The 19805-nt window shown below is 73.0% G+C and carries 23 protein-coding genes; 8 read left to right on the plus strand and 15 right to left on the minus strand.

The features are described 5' to 3' along the window. Nucleotides 1-10 precede the first annotated feature (10 nt). From FIV43_RS11085 to FIV43_RS11100, 4 genes are all read right to left on the minus strand, one after another. Nucleotides 11-754, minus strand: coding sequence for a response regulator (locus tag FIV43_RS11085; RefSeq protein ID WP_231123030.1), 744 nt, complete (start codon nt 752-754; stop codon nt 11-13). After that, nucleotides 751-1056 carry an ATP-binding protein gene (locus tag FIV43_RS21015; protein WP_181407456.1) on the minus strand — a complete coding sequence of 102 codons (306 nt, stop codon included), beginning with the start codon at nt 1054-1056 and terminating at the stop codon, nt 751-753. Before FIV43_RS21015 ends, FIV43_RS11085 begins: the two co-directional genes overlap by 4 nt. A 100-nt stretch (nt 1057-1156) precedes the next feature. Next, nucleotides 1157-1507, minus strand: a complete 351-nt coding sequence (locus tag FIV43_RS11095; protein WP_181407457.1) for a sensor histidine kinase — start codon at nt 1505-1507, stop codon at nt 1157-1159. Further along, the gene (locus FIV43_RS11100; protein ID WP_141014174.1) at nt 1504-2448 is read right to left on the minus strand and encodes a PAS domain-containing protein; all 945 of its coding nucleotides are present in this window, start codon (nt 2446-2448) and stop codon (nt 1504-1506) included. The genes FIV43_RS11095 and FIV43_RS11100 overlap by 4 nt, the downstream gene beginning before the upstream one ends. Nucleotides 2449-2522: 74 nt before the next feature. On the opposite strand from FIV43_RS11100, the gene FIV43_RS11105 reads away from it, so the two are divergent. From FIV43_RS11105 to FIV43_RS11120, 4 genes are read left to right on the plus strand one after another with little or no spacing between them, the layout of a single operon-like run. Further along, nucleotides 2523-3596 carry a Bug family tripartite tricarboxylate transporter substrate binding protein gene (locus FIV43_RS11105; RefSeq protein WP_231123032.1) on the plus strand — a complete coding sequence of 358 codons (1074 nt, stop codon included), beginning with the start codon at nt 2523-2525 and terminating at the stop codon, nt 3594-3596. Further along, on the plus strand, nt 3593-4138 hold the full coding sequence (locus tag FIV43_RS11110; RefSeq protein WP_231123034.1) for a tripartite tricarboxylate transporter TctB family protein: 546 nt from the start codon (nt 3593-3595) through the stop codon (nt 4136-4138). Before FIV43_RS11105 ends, FIV43_RS11110 begins: the two co-directional genes overlap by 4 nt. Next, nucleotides 4138-5682 carry a tripartite tricarboxylate transporter permease gene (locus tag FIV43_RS11115; protein WP_141014175.1) on the plus strand — a complete coding sequence of 515 codons (1545 nt, stop codon included), beginning with the start codon at nt 4138-4140 and terminating at the stop codon, nt 5680-5682. The genes FIV43_RS11110 and FIV43_RS11115 overlap by 1 nt, the downstream gene beginning before the upstream one ends. After that, a complete protein-coding gene (locus FIV43_RS11120; protein ID WP_141014176.1) occupies nt 5679-6107 on the plus strand; it encodes a universal stress protein in 429 nt (142 codons plus the stop codon). Before FIV43_RS11115 ends, FIV43_RS11120 begins: the two co-directional genes overlap by 4 nt. 26 nt (nt 6108-6133) lie before the next feature. Here FIV43_RS11120 and FIV43_RS11125 read toward each other — a convergent pair whose 3' ends face one another. The 3 genes from FIV43_RS11125 to FIV43_RS11135 are packed head-to-tail and all read right to left on the minus strand — an operon-like array spanning nt 6134 to nt 7624. Further along, on the minus strand, nt 6134-6724 hold the full coding sequence (locus FIV43_RS11125) for a DUF2017 domain-containing protein (protein ID WP_141014177.1): 591 nt from the start codon (nt 6722-6724) through the stop codon (nt 6134-6136). A gap of 14 nt (nt 6725-6738) precedes the next feature. Beyond that, complete coding sequence (gene clpS / locus FIV43_RS11130) at nt 6739-7044, minus strand: ATP-dependent Clp protease adapter ClpS (RefSeq protein ID WP_141014178.1); 306 nt, start codon at nt 7042-7044, stop codon at nt 6739-6741. 40 nt (nt 7045-7084) lie between these two features. Continuing rightward, nucleotides 7085-7624 (minus strand): DUF1697 domain-containing protein, encoded by a 540-nt coding sequence (locus FIV43_RS11135; protein WP_141014179.1) that lies wholly within the window; start codon nt 7622-7624, stop codon nt 7085-7087. 28 nt (nt 7625-7652) lie between these two features. Between FIV43_RS11135 and FIV43_RS11140 the strand changes: the two genes are divergently transcribed. The 3 genes from FIV43_RS11140 to FIV43_RS11150 all read left to right on the plus strand — a co-directional run bounded on the left by FIV43_RS11140 (nt 7653) and on the right by FIV43_RS11150 (nt 10403). Continuing rightward, a complete protein-coding gene (locus FIV43_RS11140) occupies nt 7653-8606 on the plus strand; it encodes a hypothetical protein (RefSeq protein ID WP_141014180.1) in 954 nt (317 codons plus the stop codon). Nucleotides 8607-8682: 76 nt separating this feature from the next. Further along, complete coding sequence (locus tag FIV43_RS11145) at nt 8683-9138, plus strand: MarR family winged helix-turn-helix transcriptional regulator (RefSeq protein WP_141014181.1); 456 nt, start codon at nt 8683-8685, stop codon at nt 9136-9138. Nucleotides 9139-9248: 110 nt separating this feature from the next. Beyond that, nucleotides 9249-10403 (plus strand): MFS transporter, encoded by a 1155-nt coding sequence (locus tag FIV43_RS11150; protein ID WP_141014182.1) that lies wholly within the window; start codon nt 9249-9251, stop codon nt 10401-10403. On the opposite strand, the gene FIV43_RS11155 is transcribed toward FIV43_RS11150, so the two are convergent. Continuing rightward, nucleotides 10404-10871, minus strand: coding sequence for a PaaI family thioesterase (locus FIV43_RS11155; protein ID WP_196780769.1), 468 nt, complete (start codon nt 10869-10871; stop codon nt 10404-10406). A gap of 66 nt (nt 10872-10937) precedes the next feature. On the opposite strand from FIV43_RS11155, the gene FIV43_RS11160 reads away from it, so the two are divergent. Continuing rightward, a complete protein-coding gene (locus tag FIV43_RS11160; protein ID WP_141014184.1) occupies nt 10938-11441 on the plus strand; it encodes a winged helix-turn-helix transcriptional regulator in 504 nt (167 codons plus the stop codon). A 28-nt stretch (nt 11442-11469) separates the two neighbouring features. Here the strand turns inward: FIV43_RS11160 and FIV43_RS11165 are convergent, their stop codons facing one another. The 7 genes from FIV43_RS11165 to FIV43_RS11195 form a co-directional block, all read right to left on the minus strand. Then, nucleotides 11470-13605, minus strand: coding sequence for an iron ABC transporter permease (locus FIV43_RS11165; protein WP_231123036.1), 2136 nt, complete (start codon nt 13603-13605; stop codon nt 11470-11472). Nucleotides 13606-13621: 16 nt separating this feature from the next. After that, nucleotides 13622-14638, minus strand: a complete 1017-nt coding sequence (locus tag FIV43_RS11170; protein ID WP_141014185.1) for an iron-siderophore ABC transporter substrate-binding protein — start codon at nt 14636-14638, stop codon at nt 13622-13624. Between the two features lie 53 nt (nt 14639-14691). Next, a complete protein-coding gene (locus tag FIV43_RS11175) occupies nt 14692-15504 on the minus strand; it encodes an ABC transporter ATP-binding protein (protein WP_231123042.1) in 813 nt (270 codons plus the stop codon). A 120-nt stretch (nt 15505-15624) separates the two neighbouring features. Then, complete coding sequence (locus FIV43_RS11180) at nt 15625-17436, minus strand: DEAD/DEAH box helicase (RefSeq protein WP_141014187.1); 1812 nt, start codon at nt 17434-17436, stop codon at nt 15625-15627. Beyond that, nucleotides 17433-17708 (minus strand): DUF3039 domain-containing protein, encoded by a 276-nt coding sequence (locus tag FIV43_RS11185; RefSeq protein ID WP_407938821.1) that lies wholly within the window; start codon nt 17706-17708, stop codon nt 17433-17435. Before FIV43_RS11185 ends, FIV43_RS11180 begins: the two co-directional genes overlap by 4 nt. After that, nucleotides 17705-19207, minus strand: a complete 1503-nt coding sequence (locus tag FIV43_RS11190) for an MFS transporter (RefSeq protein ID WP_231123044.1) — start codon at nt 19205-19207, stop codon at nt 17705-17707. The genes FIV43_RS11185 and FIV43_RS11190 overlap by 4 nt, the downstream gene beginning before the upstream one ends. Continuing rightward, nucleotides 19204-19776: a TetR family transcriptional regulator gene (locus FIV43_RS11195; protein WP_141014188.1), complete on the minus strand. Its 573-nt coding sequence runs from the start codon at nt 19774-19776 to the stop codon at nt 19204-19206. The genes FIV43_RS11190 and FIV43_RS11195 overlap by 4 nt, the downstream gene beginning before the upstream one ends. Between the last annotated feature and the right edge of the window lie 29 nt (nt 19777-19805).

The following is a 19805-nucleotide window of genomic DNA, read 5'->3' on the forward strand; positions in this document are numbered from 1 at the left end:
GGCGGGGGAATCAGCCCGGGCCACGGACAGCGCCGTCCGCCGCGCCACCGGTGCGGTAGCGGCGCTCGGGCCGGCCGGTGCTCCCGTACTGCAGGCGGACCACGGCGGCACCCGCGTCGACGAAGTGCTCCAGGTAGCGGCGCGCCGTCACCCGGGCCATCCCGACGGTGTCGGCCACCTCGCTCGCCGAGGCCTCCCCCGCGACCCGCAGCTCGGCGAGCACCAGCTCCGCCGTCTCCGGGCTGAGCCCCTTCGGCAACCGGGCCGGTACGACGACGGGCGGGCCGACCCCGCCGAACGCCCGGTCGATGGTGGCCTGGTCGACCTCGGCCTCGTCGGTGTCGGCGCCCGCCTCGGCCAGGCTGGCCAGCACCGTCCCCACCCGCTGCAGCCGGTCGGCGAGGTCGGCGTGGTCGAACGGCTTGACCAGGTATTGCTGGGCGCCGCCGTGCAGCGCCGCACGGACCGCCTCCGCGCCACGCTCGGCGGTGACCATCACCACCGCCGCCCGGCTCCCCGCGCTGCGCAGCCGGGCGAGCACCTCCAGCCCGCTGAGGTCGGGGAGGTGGACGTCGAGCAGCACCACGTCGGGTTCCTCCGCCCCGATCCGGGCGAGCGCGTCGGCACCGGTGTGCGCCGTGCCGGCCACCTCGAACCCGGCGGTCCGCTCCACGAACCGGGCGTGGATCCGGGCGACCATGAAGTCGTCGTCGACGACCAGCACCCGCCACACCCGCCGCTGCGCCCCGGTCATCGCGTCACCTCCGTCCCCGGAGCATCCTGCCGCTCGGCGGCGGCGAGGGGCAGCACCGCCCGGAACTCGGCCCCCGGCAGGTCGCTGTCGGGCCGGGCCGGGGAGAGGGTGACGTCACCGCCCCGGCGGCGGCAGACCATCCGGGCCAGCGCGAGTCCGATGCCCCGGCCCCCGGGCAGGTCGGGCTTGGTGGAGAACCCGCGCACGAAGACCGACCCGGCCAGGTCGGCCGGCACTCCGGGGCCGTTGTCCCGCACCCGGACCTCGACCGCGTCCCGGTCCACCAGCAGCCAGACCTCCACCCGCGCCCCCGTCGGCGGGCCGTCGCCTGCGCCCGCTCGGGGCCGGCCACCTCGACGCAGGCGTCGACGGCGTTGTCGACCAGGTTGCCGAGCACCGCGATCAGGTCCGCGGCCAGGTCGGCGGGCAGGTCCGGGAGACGGGACCCGGGTCCAGGTCGAGGAGCACCTGGCGCTCGGCCGCCACGGCGTGCTTGGCGACCAGCAGCGCGGCGACGGCCGGATCGGAGATCCGATCCGCGACGAACCCGCTCACCTCGGCCCGGGATCGGGCCAGCGTGCCGACCAGCTCGGTGACCTCGTCGTACTCACCGAGCTGGACCAGGCCGGAGATGGTGTGCAGCAGGTTGTCGAACTCGTGGGTCTGCGCGCGCAGGGTGTCGGTGATCGAGAGGTTGGCGCTGAGCCGGCTCTGCAACGACAGCAGCTCGGTCCGGTCGCGGACCGTGGTCACCGACCCGATCCCGCGCCCGCCGGCGGCGGCCTCCCGGCGGTTGAACACCACCACCCGCCCGGCGACCAGGGCGGCGGTGTCCTCGGCCGGGGCCGCCCCACCAGCAGGTCGACCACCTCGCCGGGCAGGCCGAGCTCGCGCACCGGCCGACCGCGCGGGTCGCCGCCCTCGACGCCCAGGGTGGCCCGCGCCGCGTCGTTCATCATCGTCACCCGGCCGTCGGTGCCCACCGCGACGACGCCCTCGCGGATGGCGTGCAGCAGCGCTTGGCGGTGGTCGGCGAGCTCGGCGATCTGGGTCGGCGCCAGCCCCTGGGAGCGTCGCTTGAGCAGCCGGGACACCGCGAAGCTGCCGAGACCGCCGAGGACCGCGCCGACGCCGAGGAAGAGGAGCAGGTCCGGCGCGGCGCCGGAGAACCGCTCGGCCAGCGTGGGGTAGGTCTGCTCGGCGACCACCACCCCGATCAGCTCCCCGCGGTCGTTCAGCACCGGGGCGTGGGCGGCCACCGCCCGCCCGTCGTCGGTCTCCACGTCACCCGACCACTGGCGCCCGTCCAGCACGTCGCTCCCGCCGAGGTCGACCTCCTCCCCCACCTGGCTGCGGTCGGAGGAGGCATAGACCCGGCCGTCGACGCCGACCACGCTGACCTCGGTGGCGCCGGCCAGGTTGATCCCGCGGTCGACGTACGGCGCCAGCTGGCCGGGGGTGAAGTCGGTCGACGCCGGGTCGTCGGGGTCGGCGGCGGCGGCCATCTCCACCCGCAACGGCTCCAGGTTGGCGACGTACTCGGCGACCGAGCGCATCTGCGCGCCGCGCTCCCGCTCGAAGGCGGCGTCGGACTGACGGATGCTCAGCACCGCCACGATCGTCAGCAGGGCGGCGACCACCACCAGCTGGAGCAGCAGGAATTGGCCGGCCAGGCTGAACTCCCGGCGGCTCAACCCGCTCCTGGTGACCACAACGACCACAACCTCCTTTGCGTCCGCAAGCGTGACCGGCGCCACAGGGTGGCGCCATGCTTCCACGGACGGCCGGCGTGACCACGGTCACCCGACGCCCACCCGAGACCCGCACCACGGAGGACCACCCGATGCCCGACCCACGCCGCTCCCGATCATCGCTGATCGCGGCGCTCGGCGCCGCGCTGGCGCTGCTCCTGCTCGTCACCGGCTGCGGGGTCACCCGCGGCGGCGACGACCCGGACAACCGGCGGCTCCGGATGATGATCCCGAACAGCGCCGGCGGCGGGTACGACCTGACCGGGCGGGCGGCTGCCAAGGCGATGGAGGACAACGACCTCACCGGCCGGTTCGAGATCACCAACGTGCTCGGCGCCAGCGGCACCGTCGCCATGCAGCGGCTGCTCAACGAGGAGGGCGCCGACGACCTGGTGATGGTGATGGGACTCGGCGTGGTCGGTGCCGTCTACACCAACGGCTCGGACGCGACCACCCAGGAGATGACGCCGATCGCGCGGCTGGTCGAGGAGCAGGAGGGCATCCTGGTCCCCGCGGACTCGCCGTTCGAGACGGTCGACGACCTGGTCGAGGCGTGGAAGGCCGATCCGTCCGCAGTGGTCGTCGGCGGCGGCTCCAGCAACGGCGGCCCCGACCACCTCTTCCCGATGCAGCTCGCCGACACCATCGGCATCGACCCCAACGACGTCACCTACGTCCCCTACGACGGCGGCGGACCGCTCACCAGCGCGCTGCTCGGCGAGAAGATCGACGTCGGCTTCTCCGGCCTGGGCGAGTTCGAGGGCCAGATCGCCGAGGGCAAGCTCCGGGTGCTCGCCGTCTCCGGCGAGGAGCGCCTCGACGGCATCGACGCACCCACCCTGACCGAGTCCGACATCGACCTGGTCTTCACCAACTGGCGCGGCGTGCTCGCGCCGCCCGGCATCAGCGAGGAGCAGGTCGACTACCTCACCGACCTCTTCACCGAGATGCACGACACCGAGGAGTGGAAGGACGCCATGGAGGCCAACGGCTGGGAGGACAACTTCGCCACCGGCGCGGAGTTCGAGGAGTTCCTCCGCGAGCAGGACACCCGGGTGGCCGACACCCTGACCGAGCTGGGGCTCTCGTGAGCACCGCCGGCCAGGCCGTCGGCACCGGGGGCGGCAAGGGCGCGGGAACCGGGGGCACCGAAGCGGTCGACAAGGCCCAGTACGTGATGGCCGGGTTCCTGGTGCTGGTCGGCGGCTTCGTCGTCTGGGACGCCTCCACCCTGACCGAGGGCTACGCCGACCAGCCGGTGCACGCCTACACCTTCCCCTACGTGATCGGCGCCGTGCTGGTGCTGCTCGGCGTGGCGCTGGCCGTGGCCACCGCGCGCGGCGACCAGCCCCAGGCCGAGGACGGCGAGGACGTCGACCTCACCCAGGGCACCGACCTGCGCACGCTGGGGCTGCTCTGCGCGGTGCTGGTCGGCAACCTACTGCTCATCGACTGGCTCGGCTGGGCGATCACCGGCGCCCTCCTCTTCACCGGCGCCACCTGGGCGCTCGGCTCGCGGACCTGGGTGCGCAACCTGGCCGTGGGCACGGCGCTCTCGATCGGCAGCTGGTACGGCTTCTACGTCGGCCTCGGGGTCCCGATCCCGGCCGGCATCCTGGACGGGATTCTCTGATGGACCTGCTGCTCGACGGATTCGCGACCGCTCTCACCCCGGAGAACCTGCTCTTCGCCACCATCGGCGTGCTGCTCGGCACCGCCGTCGGCGTGCTGCCCGGCATCGGCCCGGCGATGGCGCTCGCGCTGCTGCTGCCGATCACCTACACCGTCGGCCCCGAGAGCGCGATCATCATGTTCGCCGGCATCTACTACGGCGGCATGTACGGCGGGTCGACGACCTCGATCCTGCTCAACACCCCCGGCGAGTCCTCCTCGGTGATCACCGCCATCGAGGGCAACAAGATGGCGAAGGCCGGCCGGGCCGCCCAGGCGCTGGCCACCGCCGCGATCGGCTCCTTCGTGGCCGGCTCGATCGCCACCGTGCTGCTCTGGGTGCTGGTCCCCCGGGTGGCCGACGTCGTGGTCCAGCTCGGCGCCCCCAGCTACTTCGCGATCATGCTGCTCGCCTTCTTCGCCGTGACGATGGTGCTCGGCGCGTCCAAGCTGCGCGGCTTCATCTCGCTCTTCCTCGGCCTGGCCATCGCCCTGGTCGGCACCCAGACCGGCCAGGCCCGGCTGACCCTGGACCAGCCCCTGCTGGCCGACGGCATCGACATCGTGGTGGTCGCGGTCGCCATCTTCGCGATCGGCGAGGCGCTCTGGGTCGCGGCCCACCTGCGGCGCAAGCCGCTGGAGATCATCCCGGTCGGCCAGCCCTGGATGAGCCGCTCGGACTGGCGGCGCTCCTGGGCGCCGTGGCTGCGTGGCACGGCCTACGGCTTCCCGTTCGGCGCGCTGCCCGCCGGTGGCGCCGAGGTCCCCACCTTCCTCTCCTACGCCACGGAGAAGAAGCTGAGCCGGCACCCCGAGGAGTTCGGCCGCGGCGCGATCGAGGGCGTGGCGGGCCCGGAGGCGGCCAACAACGCCTCGGCCGCGGGCACCCTACTGCCGCTGCTCACGCTGGGACTCCCGACGACGGCCACCGCCGCGGTGATGCTGTCGGCCCTGCAGGGCTACGGCATCCAGCCGGGTCCGCAGCTGCTGGACGCCGAGCCGGGGCTGGTCTGGGGCCTGCTCGCCAGCCTGATCATCGCCAACGCCCTGCTGCTGGTGATCAACCTGCCGATGGCTCCGCTGTGGGCCAAGCTGCTGCGGGTGCCGCGCCCCCAGCTCTACGCCGGCATCCTGTTCTTCGCCTGCCTGGGCGCCTACACGGTCAACTTCCAGGCCTTCGACCTGGTCCTTCTCCTGCTGCTCGGCCTGCTCGGCGTCGCGATGCGGCGGTTCGCGCTCCCGGTGCTGCCGCTGATCGTCGCGGTGATCCTGGGTCCCGAGCTGGAGTTGCAGCTCACCCAGGCGCTGACCATCAGCCAGGGTGACGTCACCACCCTCTGGAGCGAGCCGGTCGCGGTGGTGGTCTACGCGGTGATGGCGCTGCTGGCCTTCGTCGCCGGCGTGGGCGCGCTGCGCCGCCGGGCGCACCACACGGTCGAGGCCGACCGCACCGACCCGACCGACCCCGACCCGACCAGCACCGACCACCAGGAGTCGCACCGATGAGCACCCGGCCCACCCACCCGGAGGGACCCGTCGTGGTCGCCTACGCCCCCGACCGGTTCGGACGCGCCGCCCTGGACCACGGGGCGCGGACCGCCCGCACGGACGGCGTCGCCCTGATCATCGTCAACGCCACCCGCGGGGACGCCTACGTCGACAAGCGGTTCGCCGCCGACGACGAGCTGGCCGCTTTGGAGCGCGAGCTGAGCGCCGACGGCCTGGCGGTGTCGGTCCGTCACGACCTGGTCGACGACGTCGCCGACGCGGTGGTGGCGGTCGCCGACGCCGAGGAGGCGTCCCTGATCGTGGTCGGTGTGCGGCGTCGTACGGCGGTCGGCAAGGCGCTGCTCGGCAGCGTGGCGCAACGGGTGATCCTCGACGCGCACTGCCCGGTGCTGGCGGTCAAGCCGGACGAGGACGCGCAGTAGCCGAGGACCGGTGGACCCGACCGCCCTCAGCGGCGGCCGGAGACGGCCAGGACCAGGGTCTCCTGGAGGAAGCCGAGCCAGTCGTAGATGTGGTGCGCCTGGGCGCGAGGATCCTCCTCGGGCAGCGAGTCCCAGTAGTCCTCGTCGTCCTCGGCGACGCCCAGCCGGGTGGCCAGGGCGAGCCGGAGGTCGGTCAGCGAGCGCATCCAGACCTGGGCGGTGTCGGGCGCCAGCTCGACGTCGATGGTCAGGTCCTCCCCGTCGGGCTCCGCCGGCAGCCCGGCCTCCTCGAGGGTGTCGATGACGGTGCCCGCCGCGCGGGACTTCGAGTCGCGCAGCGTGCCCTCGGTGAAGCGCCGGAACTCGCCGGCCGCCTCGCCGTCGCCGGTGTAGGCGTTGGGGAAGAGCCTGGCCAGCACCGGGTCCTCGGGCTCCTCCACGGGTCCGGTGAAGTCGAAGAGCGCCGCGAGCGGATCGTCGTCCGGCTTCGGTACGGCGGCCTCGTTGTGCAGCAGCTCCACCAGCTGGGCCGCGAGCGAGCGGATCAGGTCGGCCTCGAAGGCCGAGAAGGTGGCGATGATGTTCTTGCTGCGGCGGTCACGGACGAACCCGGCCATCGAGCTTCGCCTCCTCACTCTGACTTCTGCAGGGTCGCCCACAGTCCGTACTCGTGCATCGCCTGCACGTCGCGCTCCATCTCCTCGCGGGTGCCGCTGCTGACCGCGGACTTGCCCTCCTCGTGCACCTGGAGCATCAGCTTCTCCGCCTTCTTCTTGGAGTAGCCGAAATAGCTGGTGAACACGTAGGCGACGTACGACATCAGGTTGACCGGGTCGTTCCAGACCAGCGTCACCCACGGGGTGTCGGCCACCACGACCGCGTCGGGGGTGAGGTCCTCCTCGACCCCCGGATCCGCCTTGGTGGGGCTCGCGGTCATCACCCGCCCATCGTGGCACACCGGCGATCCACGTCGGATATCAGCCGCACCACCGGGCGGCGACCTCGCGGATCACGGTGAGGTTGCGGTTGGTGGCCACGCCGAGGTGGCGTTCCAGGAAGGCGTTGTCCAGCCGCGACTGGTGGTAGTTCTCGCCGAGCAGCAGGTGGACCGCCCGCCCGGAGACGTGCAGTCGCTCGTCGGTGATCCCCGCGTCGGCGACCGCGGCCTGGAGGGCCGCGACGGCCTGCGCGCTCGGCTCCTCCTTGAGCAGGGAGACGTAGTGGCGCCGGTCGTGGTCGAGTCGGTCCGCCTCGTCCCGGATCGCGGCCACCTCGGCGGCGGTGAAGACGATCGTCGGCACCTCGAACCCGGCGTGCTCGAGGTAGGCGGCCTCCAGGGCGCGCTCGATCCGGGCGCGCGAGCGCATCCGGGTGTCGAAGCGGACGTTGCCGGTGTTGATGTAGGTGGCAACGCCGTCGAAGCCGATGGACTCGGTCGCCGCGATGATCCGGTCCTTGCCGAAGGTCCGTCGCCCGCCGAGGTTGATCGCCCGCAGGAACGCCAATTGGGTCGCCATGGCAGCAGTCTGCACCGAGACTGGACCGATGCTGCGGGTCGCCGGTGCCGGTCTCCGCGGGGCGCTCGCCGTCCCGGCGGCGCTGGCGCTGGCGCTGGCACTGGTGCTGGCGGCCGGCCTCGGCGCCTGCAGCACCGGCACCTCGGACCCCGACCGCGCCGAGCCGGGACCGACCACCGATCACGTGGTGATCACCCCGCCTCCGGCCGAGCCGGGCATCGCGCTCTCGGTGGTGCAGCAGCGCCTCGACGAGGGCACCGACCGCGCCGACCTGCGGATCATCAACATCACCGCCGGCGACCTGCGGGTACGGCGCATCGGCGTGCGGTGGCCGGGCTTCCCCGGCCCCACCCTGCCCCGCGCCGAGGTGGTGGGCGCGGGGGCCACACTCGACCTTCCGATGCGCCTGCCGGCCCCGGACTGCACGGTCGACGTCGAGGACGCCGAGACCGCTCCCCCGGCCACCGGGATCGCGGTCACCGCCACCGCCGACGGGCAGCGCACCGTGCGCCGCCCGATCGACGAGGCCGGGATGCGTTTCCTGACCCGGCTGTGGTCGGAGGCCTGCGCCCGCGAACGGGTCGCCTCCTTGGTGCGGCTGAGCTGGATCGTGCCCGACCGCACCGACGGTCCGGTGCTGACGATGCGGCTCGCGCTGGACCGCTCCGGCGGCCGCACCGGCCCGCAGGTGGCGCTGACCGAGGTCGCCGGGTCGGTGCTGTTCGACCTCTCGCTCCCGGGCCGCGGACCCTCGGCACTGCGGCCGGACCGGGCCCGCGCGCGACTGCCGGTCCGGGTCGACCCCGGGCGCTGCGACGAGCACGCCCGCTCCCAGGCGTCTCAGCCGGTGACCTTCCGAGTCTGGCTCCGGATCGGCCGGGACACGGAGAACACCTCGGCAGTCGTGTTGCCCGACGCGGGCGGACGCGCTCGGCTGCTCCGCTTCCTCGATCGGGCGTGCGGCGACACGACCGCGCACTGAGCGGCCGGTCGTTGTCTGACGCGTCACGGTCCACCTGTCTAGATTTACATAGGTTTCCTATGTATATTGAGGAGATGTGACCACCCAAGACCCCGACGACCCGCACAGCGAGCTCGTCGTCCAGGCGGCCCGCCTGGTGCGGGCGGTCCGCCAACGGGAGCCGGTCGGCGCCCACCTGCGGACGCTCTCGATCCTCGACCAGTACGGCGCGCTCGGCGTGACCACGCTGGCCACCATCGACCGCTGCACCCAGCCGACGATGTCGGCCGCGGTGAGCCGGATGGTGGAGCTCGGCTGGGTGAACAAGCAGCCCAACCCCGAGGACGCGCGGAGCACCCTGGTCCACCTCACCGACGACGGCTCGGCCGAGCTGGCCCGCTACCGCGCGGCCAACGCCCGCTTCGTGGCCGACCGGCTCGCCGCCACCGACCACGACCTCGCCGCGCTGCACACCGCCGTCGAGGTGCTGCGCGACCTGCTGGACGCCACCGACCCCACCGCCACCACACCAACCACCGCAACCGAGGAGTGACCCCCGATGACCACCGCCACCCGTGAACCCGCCCCGCCCGGACCGGAGGGTCGATCCTGCACCAGCCGCGCGCGGTGTGGGCGGTCGCCTTCGCGTGCGTCATCGCCTTCATGGGCATCGGACTCGTCGACCCGATCCTCAAGGAGATCGCCGCCAAGCTCGACGCCACGCCGAGCCAGGTCTCGCTGCTGTTCACCTCCTACATGGCGGTGATGGGCGTCTCGATGCTGATCACCGGCGTGATCTCCACCCGGATCGGCCCGAAGCGCACCCTGCTCATCGGCCTGGCGATCATCGTCGCCTTCTCCGCGCTGGCCGGCATGTCGGACTCGGTCGGCGCCGTGATCGGCTTCCGCGCCGGCTGGGGCCTGGGCAACGCCCTCTTCATCGCCACGGCGCTGTCCACCATCGTCAGCGCCTCACGCGGGTCCCTGGCGCAGGCGATCATCCTCTTCGAGGCCGCCCTCGGCCTCGGCATCGCGTCGGGGCCGCTGGTGGGCGGGCTGCTCGGCGAGCACTCCTGGCGCGGGCCCTTCTTCGGCGTCTCGGTGCTGATGACCGTCGCCCTGCTGGCGACCACCTTCTTCCTGCCCGCGACCCCCGCCACCGGTCGACGGACCAGCCTGGCCGACCCGTTCCGCGCCCTGCGCCACCCGGCGCTGGCCGTGCTCGCCGTCGTCGCGGTCTGCTACAACCTGGGCTTCTTCACCCTGCTCGCGGCCGGCCCGTTCGCGCTGCCCGAGCTCGGGATCATGCAGATCGGCTGGGTCTTCTTCGGCTGGGGCCTGCTGCTGGCGATCACCTCGGTGCTGGCGGCGCCGGCGCTGCAGCGTGCGCTGGGCACGGTCCCTGCGCTGATCGCCGCCCTCGGCCTGTTCAGCCTGGACCTGTTCGTGATCGGCATCGGCACCACCCACCAGGGTCTGGTGATCACCGGCATCGTGGCGGCCGGCGGCTTCCTCGGCGTGATCAACACCCTGGTCACCGAGGCGGTGATGGGCAGCGCCCCGGTGGAGCGCCCGGTCGCCTCCGCGGCCTACTCCTTCGTCCGGTTCACCGGCGGCGCGATCGGGCCCTACGTGGCCCTCAAGCTGGCCGAGAACCAGGGCGTCGACACCCCGTTCTGGTTCGGCGGCATCGCGGTCGCGATCGGCGTGGTGGTGATGGCGGCCGGCGCCCGCACCGTGCACACCGCCCTGCACGGCGACGCCGAGCCCAGCCCGCTGGAGGAGGCCGAGGCGGAGCTGGTCGGCGACGCCGGCTGATCAGCTGAAGATCATGCAGCTCGAGGTCGCGTGCGCGACGAGTCGACCGCGGGCGTCGTACAGCTTCGCTTCGGCGAGGGCGGTACGACGTCCGCGCTGCAGCACCGTCCCGACAGCCCGCAACCGGCCGGAGTCGACGGTCACCGCCCGCAGGAACTTCACGTTCAGGTCGAGCGAGGTGTAGCCCTCCCCCACCGCCAGCGTCGAGTGCACCGCGCATCCGCAGGCGGAGTCGAGGAGGGTGGCGTAGACCCCGCCGTGCACGCTGCCGATCGGGTTGTAGTGGCGCAGCTCGGGGTCCAGCTCGAAGATCGCGGAGCCGCGCTCGGGCACGGACATGCCGGCGAAGCCGAGAGTGGTCGCGATCGGCGCGGCCGGCAGCCGGCCCTCGACGATCGCGGTGAGCTGCTCGAAGCCGTCCAGCGTCGTCGGGTCGACACTCTGGGTCTGGGTGGTGGACTCAGCCATGGCACTCATCGAACCAGCGGAGACCTGGGTCTGTCAATGAGACTCAGATCGTCCTATCCTGACGCGATGAGCACGGACACCGGCGCCGCGACCCGCGACACACCTCCCGCCCTCGCCTGGTCGGTGGAGAACTGCAGCCTGGGCCGGACGATGGCCATCCTGGGTGAGCGTTGGACCGTGGTGGTGCTGCGCGAGGTCTTCCTCGGGGTCCGTCGCTTCGCCGACATCCAGCGGCACACCGCGATCCCCCGGCAGGTGCTGACCGCCCGGCTGGCGACGCTGGTCGAGCAGGGCATCCTGCACCGAGTGCCCTACCGCGACGACGGAGCCCGCACCCGGCACGAGTACCGGCTGACCGAGCGCGGCCTCGAGCTGCAGCCGATCCTGATCGCGATCACCGCCTGGGGCGACCGGCACCTCGCCGATCAGGCGGGCCCCCCGCGCGAGTTCGTGCACCGCGACTGCGGCGCCCCGGTGCACGTCGAGCTGCGCTGCACCGAGGACCACCGGGTCGACGACCGCGCGGTGGCCGGGCGCCCGGGCCCCGGCGCCCGGCGCGCCAGCGGCTGAGGCCGCCGGCCAGCGGCACTCCCCGCGCTCAGGCCCGGGTGCGCGCGAGCAGGTAGACGAAGTAGGGCGCGCCGATCAGCGCGGCGATCAGGCCGGCCGGGATCTGCGCCGGGGAGATCACGGTCCGTCCGATCGCGTCCGCGACGCCGACCAGCACCGCCCCGATCAGCACCGCCACCGGCACCGAGCGGGCGTGCTTCGCCCCGACGAGGGCGCGTGCCATGTGTGGCGCCACGAGACCGACGAAGGCCAGCACGCCGACGGCCGCGACGCTCATCGCCGCGAGCAGCGCCGCCACCGCGAGCACCGCCAGCCGGACCCGCTCCAGGCCGACGCCGACCAGTCGCGGGGTGTCCTCGTCGAGCGCCAGCAGGTCGAGCTCGCGACGTACCAGGTAGGCGACCGGGATCGCGATCACCAGCATCACCGCGACCGGCACCACCTGCTCGAAGGAGCGGCCGTAGGTGGTCCCGGACAGCCAGGTGTAGATGCGCGGGGTGTCCCACGGGTTGGAGCGCACCAGGAGGAACGTGGTCAGCGCGGTCGAGCCGTACCAGGTGCCGATGCCGATCAGCAGCAGGCGGTCGGCGTCGAGTCCGTGCCGCCAGGCCAGGCCGTAGACCAGGGCGAACGCGACCAGCGCGCCGATCGTCGCGCCGATCACGATCGAGGTGTTGTCGGCGGCCTGGGTGACGCCCGCCCCGGTCACCACGATGACCGCGCCGACGCCGGCGCCGCCGGTGATCCCGAGGATGCCGGGCTCGGCGAGCGGGTTGCGACAGGTGGCCTGGACCAGCGATCCGGACAGCGCGAGCGCGGCGCCGCCGAGCACCGCAGCAGCGATCCGGGGGGCCCGCTCGTCCAGCGCGAACTGGATGTTGGGTGCTCCCTCGCCGGAGAGCCAGAGCCCGATGTCGCCGGTGCGCAGCCAGGTGTCGCCGGCGAGCAGTCCGAGCAGCACCACGCCCACCGCGGCGACCACCGCGAGCACGAGCACGACGAGGAATCGGCTGCGACTGCGCACGCCGACCCGGGCGGCGGGCGGCTGGCGGGTCGGGCCGGAGTCGCGGCTGCCGCGGGCGAGCGCGATCATCACCACGGCGCCGACCAGCGTGGTCGCGATGCCGGTGGGGATCGCCAGCGCCTCCTCGGCGCCGAGCAGGGCCCGGACCAGGGCGTCGGCGGCCACCACCGCGAGCGCGCCGGTCAGGCCGGCGGCCGGAATCAGCACCGCGTGCCGGTTGAGCGCGGGCAGGAACCGGCCGAGCAGTCGGACGATGGCCGGCGCGAAGAGCCCGACGAAGCCGATCGGGCCGGCTAGGGTCACCGCGGCCGCGGTCAGCAGCACGGCCAGGATGGTGCCGAGGGCACGGGTGGAGCGGACCGGGACCCCGAGCACCGACGCCGAGTCGTCGCCGAGCCCCAACAGGTCGAGGCGGCGCGAGAGTGCCAGCGCCGCAATCGTGGCCAGTACGACGACAGGCGCAGCCCGCTCGAACGAGCGCAGGTCGAGCTGGGTCAGCGAGCCGCTCCCCCAGGCGAACAGCGCCGTGGTCTCCTCGTCGAAGAGGATCAGCAGGGTCGACGTGGCCGCCTGCAGGGCGAGCGCGACCGCCGAGCCCGCCAGCACCAGCCGGGTCGTCGAGGTGCCCGCGCCACCGGCCAGGCCGAGCACCAGACCGGCCGCCAGGAGACCGCCGACGAAAGCGGTCAGCCCGGACGCCCACACCGGCACCGCGAGGCCGAACGCGGCGACCATGGTGACCGCGAGGTAGGCGCCGCCGGTGACTGCCAGCGTGTCCGGCGAGGCCAGTGCGTTGCGCGCCAGCGACTGGAACAGGGCACCGGCCACGCCGAGGGCGAAGCCGACCGCGATCCCGGCCGCCAGCCGGGGGATCCGGGAGCCGAGCAGGAGGTCCCAGGTGTCGACGTCACCGGCGGAGGCGCCACCGAAGGCCCAACGCACGATGTCGGTCGCACCGACGCCGGAGGTGCCCTGGGTGAGGTGCCACAACGACACCCCGAGCAGGCCGAGCAGGAGCAGCAGCAGCGCGCCGGTGGCGCTCAGCGCCCCGGCCGCACCGACGCGTGCCGGACCGACCCGTGCCGGACCGGCCGGCACGTCCGTCGGCGTGGCGACCCGGGTCGCCTGCTGCTGCTCCACTCGTGGTCCTCCCTGCTCAGTCGGTCAGCAGGTCGACGTACGCGTCGATGACCTGCTCACCCGAGCGCGGGCCGCCGAAGGTCCAGATGCCCGGCGGGAAGGCGTGGTCGCGGCCCTCGGCGACGGCCGGGATGCTCTGCCAGACCTTGTTCTTGGCCAGCTCGGTCATCACGTCGCCCTCGGGGTCGGTGGTGCCGGTGTGGAAGAAGGTGGCATCGCCGACCTTGGTCATCCCCTCGATGTCGGTCTGCCCCAGTCCGTAGGCCTCGTCGACCTTGCCGGTCCAGGCGTTGGTCATGCCCAGCTCCTCGCCGATCTCGCCGAGGAAGGAGCCCTGCCCGAAGGGCCGGATCGCGACGTTGCCGCCCTGGACCCAGCCGTCGAAGTAGATGAACTCGTCGACGTCGGTCGCGGCGACCGCCTCCTTGCCCTCGGCGAGGGCGTCCTCGAAGTCCTCGACCACGTCGGCAGCGCGGTCCTCACGACCGGTGGCCTGGGCGATCAGCTCGAAGGTCGCGATCATGTTGCCGATCGGGTCGGCCGCGTCGGCGCCCTTGGTCGCCAGCACCGGCACGTCGTACTTCTCCAGCTGCTTGATGATGTCGTCGTCGGCCGAGTAGGCCTCGACGATCACCAGGTCGGGGCTGGTGTCGAAGAGCGTGCCGAGGTTCGGCTCCTGACGGGTGCCGACGTCCTGGACGCCCTCGGGCAGCTCCTCGGCCGTGTCCCAGGTCGTGTAGCCAGCGCCGTCGGCAACCGCGACCGGGGTGAGGCAGAGCGAGAGCACGTCCTCGGTCTGCTGCCACTCCAGGACCGCGACCCGCTCGGCCGGCTTGTCGAGCTCGACGCTGCGGCCGAACGAGTCGGTGAGGCTGACCGCGTCGGTCGACGTGGTGGTCTCGTCGTCGGCGCAGTCGGCGGAGTCGTTGGCGACCGGCGCCTCGGAGTCCGCGTCGGTCTCGGTGGTGCCGCAGGCAACCAGCAGCAGCGCGAGCGGCGCGGTCAGCGCAGCAGCGATCGAGCGTGTCTTCATCGGGTCCTCGTGGATGACGGGGCCGGGTTCTCCCCGGCCGGAACGGTCGGCGCTCAGCGGCGCCGCTGGTGGTGCTTGCCCTGCGCCTCGACCCGCACCAGACCCGTCTCCGGGTCGACGACGGTGCGGATGGGCAGGCCGTAGACCTCGCTGAGATGCTCGGAGGTCAGTACGTCGACGGCCGCGCCGGCGGCGCGGATCCGTCCGTGGTGCAGCAGCACGACCTCGTCGGCCACCGAGGCCGCGTGGTTGAGGTCGTGCAGCACGACGCCGAGCGCGGTGCCGTGGTGGTCCGCGAGGTCGCGGACCAGGTCCAGGATCTCCACCTGGTAGCGCAGGTCGAGATGGTTGGTCGGCTCGTCGAGCAGCAGGACGCCGGTGTCCTGGGCCAGACAGGTGGCGAGCCAGACGCGCTGCAGCTCGCCGCCGCTGAGCTGGTCCACCGGCCGGTCGGCCATCACGTCGATGCCGGTGACCTCCATCGCGTGGTCGATCGCGGCGCGGTCGGCCTCGCTGACCGCGGCGAAACGGCCGCGGTGGGGGTGGCGCCCGAACGCGACCACGTCACGAACGACGAGCCCGGACGGATGCGGCCGGGACTGGGAGAGCAGGGTGACGCGGCGAGCGAACTCCCGCGAGGAGAGCGGCGCGGCGTCCGCGCCGTCCACCCGTACCCGGCCATCGGCGATCGGATGCAACCGGGCCAGCGAGCGCAGGACCGTCGACTTGCCGCTGCCGTTGGGGCCGATCAGCGCGGTGACCGCACCGGCCTCCAGGTGGACGGAGACGCCGTGCACGACCACCTCGCGGTGGTAGCCGAGGACGAGATCGTCGCCCTGGAGGGCGGGGACGACAGTGGAGATCACGAAAGGAAAGGCTAACCTAACCCGTTCCAGGCCTGGTGATGAGGGTCGCGGTGTCAGCATCACGGCCCGCCCCGGCTGTTGGCGTGCGAGCGAAGAGAGCCTCGAGACCGCCGCCGTGGATCAGGACGACTGTCGCAGGGCCCAGTCCCGGATCCGGTCGATCCGCTTCTGCAGCTGGTCGGCGTTGGCGACCGCCGCTGCCGGCCCACCGCACTCCTTGCGCAGCGCGGCATGGGTGATCCCGTGCGGCTGGCCGGTGCGGTGGTTCCAGGCGCCGACCAGCCCGTTCAGCTCGCGGCGCAGCACGGCGAGGTGCTCGTGGGTGGCGACCTGGGCGACGCTGTCCGGCTCGGGCGAGGCGCCCAGGGCCTCCCGCGCCTTGCGCTGGGCCTGGCGGCGGTCGTCCTGTCGCTTGCGCAACAGGTCCTTCATCTGGTCCGGCTCGAGCAGACCAGGGATGCCGAGGAAGTCCATCTCCTCCTCCGAGCCGACCTGCACCTCGCCCTCGTGGCCGAACTGGGCTCCGTCGTAGAGCGCATGGTCGAACCGGGCCTGCGAGCCGAGGGCCTCGAAGGACTCCCCGTCCAGCTCGGAGGAGGCGGACTCCGAGGCCTGCGCCCGCGCCATCAGGTCCTCCTCGGCGGCGAAGATGTCGCCCTCGTCGGCGCCCTTCGGACGGCCGAGCACGTGGTCGCGCTGCATCTCCAGCTCGCCGGCGAAACGCAGCAGGCCGGGCACCGAGGGCAGGAAGACCGAGGCGATCTCGCCGCGGGTGCGGGCACGGACGAAGCGGCCGACCGCCTGGGCGAAGAACAGCGGGGTGGAGGTGGTGGTGGCCCAGACGCCCACCGAGAGACGCGGGACGTCGACGCCTTCGGAGACCATCCGCACCGCGACCATCCACCGGCTGTCGCTCTCGCTGAACTCCGAGATCTTCTTCGACGCCGCCTTCTCGTCGGAGAGCACCACCGTGGCCGACTCACCGGTGATCTGCTTGAGCAGCTTGGCGTAGGCACGGGCGGAGTCCTGGTCGGAGGCGATCACCAGGCCCCCGGCGTCCGGCACGTGCCGGCGCACCTCGGAGAGCCGCTTGTCGGCGGCGGCGAGCACCGACGGGATCCAGGACCCGTTCGGGTCGAGCGCGGTGCGCAGCGCCTGTGCGGTGAGGTCCTTGGTCATCGGCCCGCCCAGATCGGCGGCGACCTCGTCGCCGGCCCGGGTGCGCCAGCTCATCGCTCCGGAGTAAGCCAGGAACAGGACCGGACGCACCACGTGGTCGGCGAGCGCCTCGGCGTAGCCGTAGGTGTAGTCGGCGCGGGACGTCGGCACGCCGCCCGCCCCCGGCTCGTAGCCGACGAACGGGATCGGGTTGACGTCCGAGCGGAACGGGGTGCCGGTCAGCGCGAGGCGCCGGGCCGCAGGCTCGAACGCCTCGCGCACGCCCTCACCCCAGGTCAGCGAGTCACCCGCGTGGTGGATCTCGTCGAGGATCACCAGCGTCTTGAACCGCTCGGTGCGGATCCGCAGGGCCAGCGGGTTCACCCCGACCCCGGCGTAGGTGACCGCCACACCGACGAAGTCGCTGGAGATCTTGCCCTTGCCCGCCGAATAGCTCGGGTCGATCGGGATGCCGGCCTTCTCCGCCGCCGCCGCCCACTGGGTCTTCAGGTGCTCGGTGGGTGCCACCACGATCAGCCGGTCGACGATCCGCCGACCGAGCAGCTCGGCGGCCACCGAGAGGGCGAAGGTCGTCTTGCCCGCACCCGGCGTGGCGACCGCCAGGAAGTCGCGCGGGCCGCGCTCGAGGTAGTCGGTCAGCGCCGCCGACTGCCAGGCACGCAGGGACTGGGCGGTCCCCCAGGCGGCGCGCTCCGGCCACGCCGGCCCGAGGCCGGTGCGCGGGAGCGCGACGCCGTCGGCGTCGCCCGTCACTCGCCAGAGCCCTGGTCGCCACCCTGGCCGTCGCCCTGGAGCTCGTCCCAGATCTCCTTGCACTCCGGGCACACCGGGAACTTCTCCGGGGAGCGACTGGGCACCCAGACCTTGCCGCACAGCGCGACCACGGGGGTCCCCATCACCATCGCCTCGGTGAGCTTCTCCTTGGCGACGTAGTGACTCATTCGGTCGTGGTCACCGGAGTCGGTCGGGACGGTACGGCGGTCCTCGCGGACATCCGTTTCTGTCGAGAATCCGATGGTGGTCACGAACGGGAGTCTACGGGAGCCGCCTCGGACTCCGGTGCGTCCTCCCCGTGTCCGCCGCCGACATCCAGATCGGCCGGCAGATCACGCCAGAGGAGCAGCGCGACCACCGCCACCACCGCGCCCGCGAGCAGGCCCACCATCGCGAACGCGTCCCCGTACGACGCCAGCGCCGCCCCCTCGACCGCACTCCCGACCGCCCCGGTGACGGACTCCAGCGCGGAGTCCGGCGCGTCGGCCGGCAGACCGGAGCGGTAGAGCACCCCGGCGATGCTGCCCAGCACGGCCACGCCGAGCACGCCGCCGATCTCGTAGGACATCTCCTCCATCGCGGCCGCCGACCCGGCCTTGTCCGCCGGGGCGCTGCCCATGATCAGCGCCGAGGCGAGGCCGAGCGCCGCCGTACCGAAGCCGACGAGCAGGAGGGCGACCGCGACGCCGGTGTACTCCAACGGACGGGGCAGCAGGCCGAGGGTGAGCAGCCCGGCCGCCAGCAGGGCCATGCCGCCGACGACCACGGGCCGGGCTCCGATCCGCTCCGCGAGGCGCGGCGCGAAGGGCGGGCCGATCAGGCCCCCGATCGCCATCGGGAGCAGGGCGACGCCGGTGCGGATCGGCGACCACCCCTGGACCACCTGCATCCACTGACTGCCGAGGAAGAGCAGTACCATCAGGGCGGTGCTGGTCACCAGCGCGCCGACCACCCCGGACCGGAACACCCGGTCGGCGAAGAGGCGGACCTCGAGCATCGGCTCGTCCTGGGCCAGGCAGCGGCGCACGAACGCGGTGAGCACCACCGCTCCGACCGCGACGAGGCCCACACCGAGCAGGTCCGGGTGCTTGGCCAGGTGCTTGATCCCGTAGACCGCGGCCACCATCCCGCCGACGGAGAGCACGATGCCCGCGGCGTCGATCCGGCCGGGCCGGGCCGAGCGGCTCTCGGGCAGGAAGCACAGGCCCGCCGCCACCCCGAGCGCCATCACCGGCACGTTGACCAGGAACGCGGCATGCCAGCTGAACGCCTCCAGCAGGGCGCCGCCGATGATCGGTCCGATCGCACCGCCGACCGCGGCGGTCGCCGCCCACAGGCCGAGGGCGAAGGCCCGCTCGCGGGCGTCCGGGAAGAGCACCCGGATCAGCGAGAGCGTGGCCGGCATGATCAGCGCGCCGCCGACCCCGAGCACGGCGCGGATCGCGATGACCTCACCGGAGGAGTCGGCGACCAGCGCGGCGGCGGAGGCCGCGGCGAAGAGCCCGAAGCCGATCAGCAGGGTGCGGCGGCGACCCCACCGGTCGCCGATCGCGGCCGCCGGCACGAGCAGCCCGGCGAGGACCAGCGCGTAGACGTCCACGATCCACAGCTGGGCGACGGTGCCGGTGCCGAGGTCGCGGCTCAGGTCGGGCAGGGCCACGTTGAGGATGGTCATGTCCATCACGACCACCAGCAGGCTGGCGGCCAGCACGGCAAGGCCGGCCCAGCGGCGGGTGGCGGGCGCGCTCACCGGTCACCTCCGTCGACGAGGAGTCCGTCGAACAGCGTGCGACGCACCATCGCCGCCCCGTCCCGTCGGGCGAGGTCCCCGTCGCGCAGCCCGTCCTGCACGGCGACCAGGAGGCCGTAGACGGCGTGACCGACCCAGCGTGGCGAGGCATCGGCGCGCAGCACGCCGACCTGCTGCGCCGCAGCATAGAGGCCGACCTCGACCTCGAAGAGCTCGGCGCAGCGCGCCCGGAGGTCCTCGGCCGACATGACGGCGATGTCGGTCAGGGCGACGCCGAAGCCCTCGAGGTCGTCGACGTACCGGGCGATCAGCTCGTCGATGCAGTCCCGGATCCGGTCGGCGTCACCGGAGGCCGCGACCTCGTCGATGCCGGCCGCCGCCATGCTCTGCGACCAACGGTCCAGCGAGCGGCTGCCGATCTCGTGGAGCAGCGCCTCACGGCTGCTGTAGTGGCGGTGCAGGGTGGCGCGACCGATCCCGGCCGCGGCCGCGATCTGGGCCATCGACGCGGTCGGGTCGTCGTTGAGGCAGCGCTGGGCCGCCGCGAGCACGGAGTCATTGGTCGACATCGGAACCTCCTGAGACAGTAGTGTCTCAT

The sequence above is a fragment of the Nocardioides sambongensis genome (assembly GCF_006494815.1).
Taxonomy (GTDB): domain Bacteria; phylum Actinomycetota; class Actinomycetes; order Propionibacteriales; family Nocardioidaceae; genus Nocardioides; species Nocardioides sambongensis.

Coding starts and splice junctions, on each gene's coding strand:
- FIV43_RS11085 (WP_231123030.1), bottom strand. CDS start 754: ATGACCGGGGCGCAGCGGCGGGTGTGGCGGGTGCTGGTCGTCGACGAC.
- FIV43_RS11105 (WP_231123032.1), top strand. CDS start 2,523: ATGCTTCCACGGACGGCCGGCGTGACCACGGTCACCCGACGCCCACCC.
- FIV43_RS11115 (WP_141014175.1), top strand. CDS start 4,138: ATGGACCTGCTGCTCGACGGATTCGCGACCGCTCTCACCCCGGAGAAC.
- FIV43_RS11120 (WP_141014176.1), top strand. CDS start 5,679: ATGAGCACCCGGCCCACCCACCCGGAGGGACCCGTCGTGGTCGCCTAC.
- FIV43_RS11125 (WP_141014177.1), bottom strand. CDS start 6,724: ATGGCCGGGTTCGTCCGTGACCGCCGCAGCAAGAACATCATCGCCACC.
- clpS (WP_141014178.1), bottom strand. CDS start 7,044: ATGACCGCGAGCCCCACCAAGGCGGATCCGGGGGTCGAGGAGGACCTC.
- FIV43_RS11135 (WP_141014179.1), bottom strand. CDS start 7,624: ATGGCGACCCAATTGGCGTTCCTGCGGGCGATCAACCTCGGCGGGCGA.
- FIV43_RS11140 (WP_141014180.1), top strand. CDS start 7,653: ATGCTGCGGGTCGCCGGTGCCGGTCTCCGCGGGGCGCTCGCCGTCCCG.
- FIV43_RS11150 (WP_141014182.1), top strand. CDS start 9,249: ATGGGCATCGGACTCGTCGACCCGATCCTCAAGGAGATCGCCGCCAAG.
- FIV43_RS11155 (WP_196780769.1), bottom strand. CDS start 10,871: ATGGCTGAGTCCACCACCCAGACCCAGAGTGTCGACCCGACGACGCTG.
- FIV43_RS11160 (WP_141014184.1), top strand. CDS start 10,938: ATGAGCACGGACACCGGCGCCGCGACCCGCGACACACCTCCCGCCCTC.
- FIV43_RS11170 (WP_141014185.1), bottom strand. CDS start 14,638: ATGAAGACACGCTCGATCGCTGCTGCGCTGACCGCGCCGCTCGCGCTG.
- FIV43_RS11195 (WP_141014188.1), bottom strand. CDS start 19,776: ATGTCGACCAATGACTCCGTGCTCGCGGCGGCCCAGCGCTGCCTCAAC.